At 67.4% G+C, this 10913-nt stretch carries 3 protein-coding genes, 2 tRNA genes and 1 pseudogene; 3 read left to right on the top strand and 3 right to left on the bottom strand.

Going from position 1 to position 10913, the window contains the following annotated elements:
• The first annotated feature begins 124 nt into the window (after window positions 1-124).
• A complete protein-coding gene (locus ACEVQ6_RS22305; RefSeq protein ID WP_374891250.1) occupies window positions 125-1849 on the top strand; it encodes a methyl-accepting chemotaxis protein in 1725 nt (574 codons plus the stop codon).
• Between the two features lie 120 nt (window positions 1850-1969).
• Here ACEVQ6_RS22305 and pbpC read toward each other — a convergent pair whose 3' ends face one another.
• From pbpC to ACEVQ6_RS22320, 3 genes are all read right to left on the bottom strand, one after another.
• Window positions 1970-4054: a penicillin-binding protein 1C gene (gene pbpC / locus ACEVQ6_RS22310; protein WP_374891251.1), complete on the bottom strand. Its 2085-nt coding sequence runs from the start codon at window positions 4052-4054 to the stop codon at window positions 1970-1972.
• A gap of 18 nt (window positions 4055-4072) precedes the next feature.
• Entirely contained in the window at window positions 4073-9517 is a 5445-nt protein-coding gene (locus ACEVQ6_RS22315) for an alpha-2-macroglobulin family protein (RefSeq protein WP_374891252.1), read from the bottom strand.
• Between the two features lie 282 nt (window positions 9518-9799).
• Window positions 9800-9875, bottom strand: a tRNA-Val gene (locus ACEVQ6_RS22320).
• Between the two features lie 375 nt (window positions 9876-10250).
• On the opposite strand from ACEVQ6_RS22320, the gene ACEVQ6_RS22325 reads away from it, so the two are divergent.
• Together ACEVQ6_RS22325 and ACEVQ6_RS22330 are read left to right on the top strand one after the other, a co-directional pair.
• Window positions 10251-10327, top strand: a tRNA-Asp gene (locus ACEVQ6_RS22325).
• A 340-nt stretch (window positions 10328-10667) separates the two neighbouring features.
• Window positions 10668-10913: pseudogene (locus ACEVQ6_RS22330) on the top strand (transposase); the annotation flags it as partial.

Here is a 10913-nt window from a genome sequence, read left to right on the forward strand (position 1 = left end):
ATAATAAATCCATAGGTTGTTTTTTCGTCAAGCCTGCACCGCAGCAAGGAACACGTCTCCATCCGTGACGGGCTCGCCGCAGGCCATCGCGAAGATCGTTGAAACAGGACAAAGCGAGGGTGCCATGGAAACATTCCTTCCAGGTCTGGGGGACCGGGCGATTGTCCGGGCCCTGAGCCGGTCGCAGGCGATGATCGAGTTTTCGCTGGACGGCATCGTCCTTTCCGCGAACGAGAATTTCTGCCGGAGCTTGGGCTATACGCTCGCCGAGATCCGCGGGCAGCACCACCGCATGTTCGTCGACCCTGCGGAGGCGGCCCGGGCGGAGTATCAGGCGTTCTGGAAGCGTCTGGCCCAGGGGGAATTCCAGCGCGGCCAGTTCCGCCGCCTCGGCAAGGGCGGCAGGACGCTGTGGATCGAGGCGACCTACAATCCGATCCTGCGCGGCGGAAAGCCGGTCAAGATCGTCAAGTTCGCGGTCGACATCACGGAGCTGCGGCTGAAGGCAGCGGAGGATGCCGGCAAGATGGAGGCGCTCTCGCGCTCGCAGGCCGTCATCGAGTTCACCACCTCCGGGACGATCCTCACCGCCAACGAGAATTTCTGCGCGACCGTCGGCTACCGGCTGGACGAGATCGTCGGCCAGCATCACCGCCTGTTCTGCGATCCCGCCTATGCCGCGAGCGATGCCTACCGCAGCTTCTGGGAGCGGCTCGCGCGCGGCGAATTCATCGCCAACGAGTTTCTCCGCTTCGGCAAGAACGGCAAGGAAGTCTGGATCCAGGCGACCTACAATCCGATCCGCGATCTCGACGGCCAGGTGATCAAGGTGGTCAAATACGCCACCGACGTCTCGGAACGCATGGGCGCGATCAAGGCGCTCGGCCTCGGCCTGCAGGCGCTGTCGGCCGGCGACCTTTGCCAGAGCCTCGACAGGCCGTTCGTGCCGACGATGGAACAGGTGCGTCGCGACTTCAACGAATCGATCGCCAAGCTCAAGGGCGCGATGCGTTCGGTCGGCGAGAATGCCCAGTCGATCGCCGCAAGCTCGGGCGAGATCCGCGAAGCCGCGAGCGACCTTTCCCGGCGCACGGAGCAGCAGGCCGCAGCGGTGGAGGAGACGGCGGCAGCGCTCGAGGAGATCACGACGGCGGTCGGCGATGCCAGCAAGAGGGCCGACGAGGCCGGCCGGCTGGTGGCCCGGGCGCGCGAGAACGCCGAGCGTTCCGGCCTGATCGTCGGCAATGCCATCACCGCCATGGGCCATATCGAGGCGTCGTCGAAGCAGATCTCCAACATTATCGGCGTCATCGACGACATCGCGTTCCAGACCAACCTTCTGGCGCTCAACGCCGGTGTCGAGGCGGCCCGGGCAGGCGACGCCGGACGGGGCTTCGCCGTCGTCGCCCAGGAGGTGCGCGAACTCGCCCAGCGTTCCGCCAATGCCGCCCGCGAGATCAAGGTGCTGATCAACACCTCGGCCGCGCAGGTGAAACAGGGTGTCACCCTGGTCGACGAGACCGGACAGGCGCTGCAGCACATCGTGGCGCATGTTCTGGAGATCAACACCAACGTTGCCGCGATCGTCGAGAGCGCGAAGGAGCAGGCCTCCGGCCTCAGGGAGATCAGCCAGGCGGTGCACAGCCTCGACCAGGGCACCCAGCAGAATGCCGCGATGGTCGAGGAATCGACCGCCGCCAGCCATAGCCTCGCCCAGCAGGCCGACGCCCTCTTCGACCTGCTCAGCACATTCCGCACCGAAACGGCCGAGCGCCTGGCGCCGCAGGGCGGGGCAGCACCCGGTCCCCGCAATCTCCGCGTCGTGCGCCAGCACGCGGCAAACGCGTAAACGGCCGGCGCCGGGCGCCGGGCGTCTCCATCGTGTCTGAAAGCCCTCGGCCGGCAAACGTCGCCGACATGCGCGCGACGGCCGGTCGGCTCGTATCGATCGGGCGCTGCCCTCCGGCGACTATTCGATGAAGACGCGAACCGTCGCCGCGCGGCCGATCGCGTCGATCACCGTCAGCGTCGAGTAGCCGCCGCCGTCCGGGATCCACTGGCCGGTGCGCCGGCGGCTCAGCCCTTCGAGCGGCCGCCCGTTGGCGAGCCAGCGGAACGGCGCCCGTCCGCCCTGCAGCTTGAGCGCGAGCGGCATCGCCGGGCCTCCGGCATCCGCACCGAGTTCGATGCGCGCGCCTTCGGGCGGGTAGACGATCTGGGGCGACGATTCGCGAACGACGGCGGAGATGAGGCCGCTGTCGGTGCGGGTGAAGCGGCGCAGGCTGACGGGAAGCTCGTCGCGTCGCAGTCGCACCGCGCCGGCGGGCGCCGCCGGAAGCCGCGCGATGCCGACGCCGGCCTTGGCGAACCCCTCGAAGAGCAGGGGCGCCGCCGAGCCGTAGCCGGTCAGCCCCGGAACCGCGCCATTGTCCGGCCGGCCGACCCAGACGCCGAGCACATGATCCCCGTCGAAGCCGATCGACCAGGCATCGCGATAGCCGTAGCTCGTGCCGGTCTTGTAGGCGATTCCGTGGCCGAGGCTGCCCGAGGGCGGCTTGACGGCGGAGAGGATGTCCGACACCTGCCAGGCGGCGGCCGGCTCGAGCAGCGGCGCGCCGGACGCTGCCGCCGGCTGTTCGCGCACACCGTCTCCGAGGAGGACCGGGCGGCCGCGATTGGCAAGGCCCGCATAGAGCTGGACCAGATCGACCAGCCGCACGCCGGCGCCGCCAAGGCCGATGGCGAGCCCCGGCGGCTCGCCCGGCGGCAGCTTCGGCGTCACGCCGGCGCGCCGGAACCGCACCATCAGCCGCGCGGGCCCGACCGCGTCGAGCAGGCGCACTGCCGGCACGTTCAGCGACTGCTGCAGCGCATTGCGGATGCTGACGTCGCCCTGGTAGCTCATGTCGAAATTGCGCGGCCGGTAACCGAAGAAATCCGCCGGGCGATCCTCGATGATCGTCTCCTGCGCCACCAGCCCTTCCTCGAAGGCAAGGCCGTAGATGAAGGGTTTCAGCGTCGATCCCGGCGAGCGCAGCACACGGGTCATGTCGATGAAGCCGCCACGGCCGTGGTCGAAGGCGCCGGCCGAGCCGACCTCCGCGACGATGCGGCCGGTCGCGACCTCCGCCATCACCATGGCGATCGAGAGTTTCGGCCCGAGCGCCCGGGCGCCGCCCGCGGCGACCGTTTCGAGGCCGCGCTGGATGTCGCGGTCAAGCGTCGTCGTGATCAGCCGCTCCGTGGGCTGTTTCAGCCGCGCGGCCTGGGCGAGGTGGGCGGCGAGCGCCGGCAGCGGAAGGCGCCGCTGCGGGACAGGCTCCAGCGCCGCACGGCCGGCCTCGCCCTCGCCGATGACGTCCGCGACCGCCACGCGCGCGAGCACGCGCCCGCGCGCTTCGAGCGCCGCCGTCGGGTGTCGGTCCGGGCGCCGGCGTTCGGGAAGCTGGGGCAGGGCAACGAGAAGGGCTGCCTCCGCCATCGACAGCCGGGCCGGCTCCTTGCCGAAATAGGCGAGGCTTGCCGCGCGCACCCCTTCGAGATTGCCGCCATAGGGCGCGAGCGTCAGATAGAGGTCGAGGATCTCGGCCTTGGTCAGGCGCCGCTCGATCTGGAGCGCCCGGGCCATCTGCCGGATCTTCGCGCCAAGCGAGCGGCTGTCACGCGGCTCGATCAGCCGAGCGACCTGCATAGACAGGGTCGAGGCGCCGGAGACGATGCGGCCATGGGTCAGGAACTGGCCGGCGGCGCGCAGCAAGGCCACGGGATCGACGCCGTGATGGGCGTGGAACCTCTGGTCCTCATAGGCGATCAGCATCGCGACGAATTTGGGATCGACATCGGCGGCGCCGGTCTTCAGACGCCAGACCCCATCCGTCGTCGCAAAGGCCCGCAGCAGCCGGCCCCTGGCGTCGACGACTTCGCTCGACACGGTGCCGGCGCGTTCGAGCGGCGGCGGGTAGGCCCGGTCGGCGGCATCCAGGCCGAAAAGCAGGCCGGTGCCGGCGGCGAGGCCGGCCACGGCGACGAGGGCGATCCTGGCGAGACGCCGCATGACCGGGCTCCCCGCGCCCTATTCAGGGGCACGGACCGCCATCACGCCGGTCGCCGTGCGGGCCGAGAACTGCGGCCGGTACATGTCCTCGACGCTTGCCGCCGGATGGGCATAGGTGCCGGGGGTCACGGCACGCACGACATAGGCGAGCGTGATTTCCCGGTTGTCGCCCTGCGAGCGGTCGAAGGCGGCGACGAAGCGATCGTTGCGGAACTCCGTATGGGCCGGCTCGACATCGCCGATCCAGTCGAAGTTGGAGAGCTCAGCGCTGCCGACGAGGCTCGGATTGTCGATCTCGAAGCCGGCCGGCAGGAGATCGGTGATCAGCACGCGCGACGGCCAGTCGTTTTCCTCGGTGACGGTCAGCACGGCGACGTAGCGCTCGTTCTGCCGCACCTCGCTGACATTCGCCTCCTCGCCGTCGAGCGTGTAGTAGGTCCGCGTGATCGCGAAGCCGTCCCCGCCGGCGCTCAGCGGCTCGACCGGCGCCGCCACCGTGGTGACGACGGCCGACACCGGCCCGTCCGTCGTGTTGCGGATCGTCACGGGCGCGGCGAGCAGCGCATCGCCGCTGAGCGTGCGGGAAAGTCCGCCGCGCGTCGCCTCGCCGTCGACGTCGAGCGTCAGGTCCGCGTCCTGGCCCTGAACGGCGCGCGCCGCCATCAGCATCCACGTCTGCTCCTGCGTGCTCGTATAACGCTTCGCCTCCCATTCCCGCGCGACGGTGCGCGAAAGCTCGGACACGATCGACGGCACCGGTCGGCTTTCGCCGGCGAGCGCCAGCACGGCCGCGTCGTCGCGCAGCGTCGAGCCATAGTCCGAGCGCGACAGGCTGACATTGACGAGGCCGGTCGACATGCGCGCTGCCATGCCGAAAATCGTCTCGGCCCGTTGCGCGTCGCCGTAGAGCGAGAGCGCGGCGGCGATATGGGCCTTGGCGAGCGGCGTCTGGAAGTCGTTGATCATCGTGTCGGCATAATAGCGCAGGTCGCCGATCGAGGCCTTGCGGTTGCGGGCGAGCACGTAGAGCGCATAGGCGATCTCGTTGCCCTTTTCCTGCACGCTCGGATCATAGGCGAGCGAATTGCGCAGGTTGTCCAGCGCCTGCACCATCGCCTGCTCCGGCACGTCATAGGTCTTTTCACGCGCCCGCGTCAGGAAGTCGGTGACATAGGCATCGAGCCAGAGATCGCCGTAGCCCGGGCTCCAGAGCCCGAAACTGCCGGAGTTCGACTGGTAGGACAGCACCCGGTAGATCGCCTCCTGCACCCGCTTCTTCACCTCGCCGTCCTCGGGCAGTCCCGATTTCGCCGAGAGTTCGCTGAGATAGAGGAGCGGCAGGGCGCGGCTCGTCGTCTGTTCGGCGCAGCCATAGGGGTAGCGGTCGAGCGTCATCAGCAGCGCCGGGATGTCGAAGGCGGCGGCGCGGGTGACGCTGAGGCTGACGGAGGCGCCCTGCAGGATGCTGTCGGCGAGCAGCTGCCCGTCGACGGTCAGGCTGTTTCCGGCGGCGATCTCGACCGGGATCCGGGTGGTGACCGGAAGCACCGCCGGACGCACCGGCACGATCAGCTGCTGTTCGAGCGCGAGCCCGTTGCCGCTGAGCCTTACGGTGACGACGCCGTCGCCGGGCGTGCCGGCGATGACGGGAACCGTCAGGGCGACCTTGGCCCCTTCGGCGAGGTCGATGCTGCGCGCCGCCTCGGCCCCCTCGGGCAGGATCGACGCGTTGCCGCTGACGGCGAGGCTGTAGGCGCCCGCCGGGGCGTCCGTATTGGCGATGTCGAGATGCAGTTGCGAGCGATCCTGCGGCGCCAGCACCTTCGGCAGGGTGGCGACGACGACGACCGGGTCGCGGATGATGACATCGGCCACCGCATGGCCGACGCCGGTCTTCGACCAGGCGACGGCCATGACCCGCGCCTTACCGTTGAACTGCGGAATGTCGAAGCGGATCGTCGCCTTGCCGGCGGCGTCGAGCGCCACCGGACCGGAGAAGAAGGCGACCAGCTTCTCCCGCGGCGGACTGGCGGACAGGGCGTTCTCGCCGCCGTCGCCGCCGGTGCGCAGCCGCCCGGTGGTGCCGAGCGAGCCGTCGATCAGCCGGCCGTAGAGGTCGCGGATCTCGAGGCCGAGCCGGCGCTGGCCGAAATACCACCCTTCCGGATCGGGCGCCTCGTAGCGCGTCATGTTGAGGATGCCGACATCCACGGCCGCCACCATCACATAGGCGGTCTCTCCCGCGACGGCATTGGCGACCGAGACGGGGATCTGCAGCGTCTGGCGCGGCAGCATCTTGTCCGTGACGCCGAGCGACACATCGAGCTTGCGCTCGGCGGGATCGACGACCAGCCATTTGACGCCGGTGGCGCGCATCGGCATGCGGCTTTCCTGTGCGTCGCCGGGCCGGAACAGCGTCGCCGTGACATAGGTGCCGGCGCCCCAGTCGGCGGTGACCGGTATATTGATCTCGCCTCCGCCTGCGGGAACCGTCGCCGTCTGCGTCGCGATCAGGCTTTCGGAGCCGATCGCGACCAGCAGCTCGCCGGCAAAGCGCGGCGACACCTTCAGCTTCGCCGTCTCGCCGACCGCATACCGGTCCTTGTCGAGGGCGATTTCGAGCGCGTCGGGCGTCTCGGTCGAGGTCGCTGCGACATACCAGCCCGCGTCGAACTCCACGCTCGACTGCGGTCCGTCGATCACCGGGCTCTCGACCTCGAGCCGGTATCGGCCCCAGCCGACCGGCGTGGCGATGGCGCTGCCATCGGCCGTGACGTCGAGGCTGCCGTCGGCCACCTGCCGCGTGTTGGTCACGGGCTCGTAGCGCCAGGCGCTGCCGTCGCGATACCATTGATAGTTCCGCTCGACGGCGAGCAGCCGCCACTTCAGGCCGGCAAGCGCCTGCCGGCCACCCTGCGCATCGGTGGCGATCACCTGGAAGCGGGCGACGGAGTTTTCCGAAAGATCGCCGGAAAATTCCGGTTTGATGCCGATCATCGGGCCGTCCGGCTGTACCGGCAGCGTCAGTACGCGCTCGACGGCGCGGCCGCTGCCTTCGCGCAGGCGCACGACGACATCGGCGTTGAGGAGTTGCGTCGTCGACGGCACTTCGGTCAGGTCGACGGTAAACGCCGCCTTGCCGTCCTGGTCGAGCGGTTCGAGGTTTTCGAGCGGCAGGATCGTGTCCTCGCTCGCCTCCTCGTCGGCAAGGCCGAAGAGGAAGCCCTTGTAGGCCGGCGATTCGCGCGTCGGCTTCAGCCGCACCTCGCCCTCATAGGCAAGGCCCGCCGCCGGCGCGCCGTAGAGGAAGCGTCCGTCGATCGTCACCTCCGCCGGCGTGCCGACGCTGATCGCGGTCGCGGCACTCGCGAGATCGAATTCGATCCGGTCCGGCACGAAATCGTCGACCATGAAGGTTTTTTGCGCCAAGGCATCGCCCTTCGGGTCTGCGTAGATCGAGACGCTCCAGGTGCCGCGCATGGCGTTCGCCAGAAGCGGCAGCTCGACCGCGTAGCCGCCGACCGACGACGACGCGGCGATGACGCGGCGATCCTCGACGCTGTCCGGGCGATGGAACACGAAGGTCAGCGGCAGGTTCTCGACCGCCTTGCTTTCGATATCACGGGCGAGCGCCGCCACATGCACCGTCTCGCCGGTGCGGTAGATGCCGCGCTCGGTCCAGGCGAAGACGTCGATCGCTCCCGGGGCCGCGCGTCCGCTGACGCCGCGGTCGGAGAGGTCGAACCCGGCGCGGGTCATGTCGAGGAAGACGAAGTCGTCGGCGCCGGTCTTCGCGGTGAGGATCGCGGGCGCCATGCCGGCCGTTCCACGCATCAGCCCGGCGGTGAAGACGGCGCGACCATCGGCGTCCGTCGTCGCCGTGCCGAGGATCTCGTTGTTGCGCGCGAGAAGCTGCAGCTCCGCCTTCTCAACCGGCTTTGCCGAGGCGAGCGAGCGGACGAAGACGGTGAGCCCGTCCGTTCCGGCATAGGTCGTCAGGCCGAGATCGGAGACGACGAACCACTGGGTCGAGCGCGCTTCCCACTCGTCGTTCTGCCGGCCGCTGGCGACGGCGGTCAGCGCATAGACGCCGGGCTTGCGCTGTGGCAGCGCCTGGTCGACCGGAAAACTGGTGACGACGTCGCGGTTCAGATCCTGCGACAGGTCGATCGCGCCCTGCCAGACGAGTTCGCCCGAATCGTCGGCAAGCCGACCGGCATTGTAGCCGTCGAGCTGGGTCAGGAACTGCGAGCTGGAGAGCAGCGTCGCCAGGTTGCGGTCGCCGATCCGGTAGAGCTTCAGGTCGGCGCTGGCGGCATTGACGGAGACGATCGGAATGCCCCGCCGCGCGGTCGAGGGCAGGACGAAGCTGTCGCCGGTGAAGCGCACCATCGGTGCGCGGTCCTTGACGTAGAACTCGATCTCCACCGGCTTTGCGAGCGGCTCGTCGACGGAGGAGGGCAGGCCGGCGCGCAGCGCCAGCGTGTAGCGCGCGCCATGGCTCAGACCTTCGACGCAGATCGAGGAGCCCTTGGCCTCCACCGTGCCCGGCACGCTGCCGTTCAGCGTGACGAAGGGCGTGTAGTCGACGCCGGTCTTGACCAGCGGTTCGGAAAACTCGACGCAGGCGCGCGGTGACGCGCTGTCGGAATCAAGCGTGTTGTTGGTCACGCGAAAACCCTGGCGTTCGCGCAGGTCGTCGAGCGCCGTCTGCACCGAAGGCGAGGCGGAGAGCGCCAGGCTCGCCTTGTAGGCATTGATGCCCGGGCGATAATTCTGGGCGAGATCGAGGGAGCGGCCGAGCACCGAGAGCGCCTCCGCCCGGGCCTTGGCGCCGCGTGTCAGCTGGTAGGCGTTGAGCGCGTCCAGCACGGAGCGCGAGGCGGCGTCGGATCCGGTTCCGGCGCGCTGGCCGGCCTGTGCCGTCTCCAGCCACAGCCGGCTGTCGTCGGGCGTGATGGCGAGTGCCGCATGGAAGGCGGTGATCGCATTGTCGATCCGGCCTGCGGCAAGCTCGCCGCGCGCCAGCGACCGGAGGTTTTCCACCCCGACGGAGCGTTGTTCATCCGTCACCGAGAGGTTCGAGCGCAGGCTGCGCGCGTCATCGCTCCACTGCGCGGAAACGAAGGGCAGGGCGGGTGCCGCGCCGATATCGGCCTCTTCCTCGACCGTGACGATCTTGCCGGCAACGGCGCCGGGAAATGTGTTCAGCTGGTTGAAATCCGACTTGAGGAAGCACCAGCGCACCTTCGGATTGTAGGTAAAGGCCTTGCAGGCCTCGTTACCGACGCAGGCCGCGCTGCATTCCTCCAATGAAAGATTTTGCTGCGTGCGCAGGTCGAAGCCGAAATAATCGCCGTTTTCGGAGATGACCGCCTCGCGCCGCGTCTCGGCGGCGCCGGCCGACACAGGAAGGAGCGCGAGCGCCACAAGCGAGACGAGCCGTATCAAGCGCATAGACATCCTGTCCTCCCCGACGCCTTTTCCTTGAGGCGCATTGATCAACCAAGCCACCGGAAAGTCAACACGACCCGATGCCCTCCTGTGACGGGCGGGACGAGGAAACTATTCGCCTGTTTCGCGAATGTGTCGCGCCATGGGCAAGCCGCGGGAGGATGCGAGCGTCGGAAAAGGGGGACGCTTGCGGTTCATCGACGTAAGGAAATCTTCCGGCCGCAGAGCCTGTACTGGGCACAGCGATAGCCCATTGCCAATATCAATAATAACGAAAAACGAGGGGTAAAATGGTGGGCGATGAGAGACTCGAACTCCCGACATCCTCGGTGTAAACGAGGCGCTCTACCAACTGAGCTAATCGCCCGCCGCGCTGGTGACGGTCATCTAGGCGCATCTCGAAAAAACCGCAAGAGCATACGAAGCGATTTTACCAGATTTTTCGCGCCGAGAAGGCTGCGACCTTCGCGAGAGGTGTCCCTACTTCAAAATAAGATACTGAATCTTAATAACAATGTTTGATCTCGGGTGGCCGGATCGCCGGGTTCCGAAGGCGGGCGTTGCGATCCGTAAACACGATTGCCGGGGTCTCGTCGGCGTTTTTTCGCTCTGTCGCATTTTTGTGAAGGAACGCGCTTGACACTCTCATCCGAACCCCGTAATCACCCGCTCATCGAACGGCAGACGCCGCTTCGGAGAGGATCTGAGGCCGAAAGGCAAAGACGATTTTCTCAATAAATGCGCGGGTGTAGCTCAGTCGGTTAGAGTGCCGGCCTGTCACGCCGGAGGTCGCGGGTTCGAGCCCCGTCACTCGCGCCATTTTCTGCACAATCCCAAGACAAAGCCAGCAGACGTTGCTTAGCAGTCGCGCGTCGTTTCAATCCTCCTCTATGCCATGAAACTGGCGGATCTTTCCGCACTGGTGACGATGCAGGCAAGGTCCGTTAGGAAGAGACGCGGCACAGGTAGCGACATTCTTTCTACTGACTGAAACTCGCCCACGCCTTAAGAATCCGAAGCGTCTTTGCCGTCCGCACGCGCTTTAAACCAGGGAGATCGACCATGTCTCGGGGACGTGTCCAGCGGTCTTGCCAGAAGACAAGCGTGAAAAAGACCTAAGATCGTCTAACAAAATGGGGTTTGGTGCGTTCAGGTTTGCATGAGCAAGCCTCTTGTACCGAACGAACTCTGGGACGTGATTTCGCCACTTCTACCACCGGTGCCACCTCACCGGTCGAAAGCGGGGCGCCCTCGCTGTGATGATCGCAAGGCCCTGGCCGGGATCGTGTTCATACTGCGCTCCGGCATCCCCTGGGAAATGCTGCCCCGGGAATTCGGGTGTTGCGGCATGACCTGCTGGCGACGGTTGCGCGACTGGCAGGCCGCGGCGTCTGGGCGAAGCTGC

The sequence above is a fragment of the Ensifer soli genome, assembly GCF_041928815.1.
Lineage (GTDB): Bacteria > Pseudomonadota > Alphaproteobacteria > Rhizobiales > Rhizobiaceae > JBHFEI01.

Excerpts from the sequence above, each read along its gene's own strand:
- pbpC (WP_374891251.1), bottom strand. The coding sequence starts at position 4,054 with ATGCGGCGTCTCGCCAGGATCGCCCTCGTCGCCGTGGCCGGCCTCGCC.
- ACEVQ6_RS22315 (WP_374891252.1), bottom strand. The coding sequence starts at position 9,517 with ATGTCTATGCGCTTGATACGGCTCGTCTCGCTTGTGGCGCTCGCGCTC.
- ACEVQ6_RS22305 (WP_374891250.1), top strand. The coding sequence starts at position 125 with ATGGAAACATTCCTTCCAGGTCTGGGGGACCGGGCGATTGTCCGGGCC.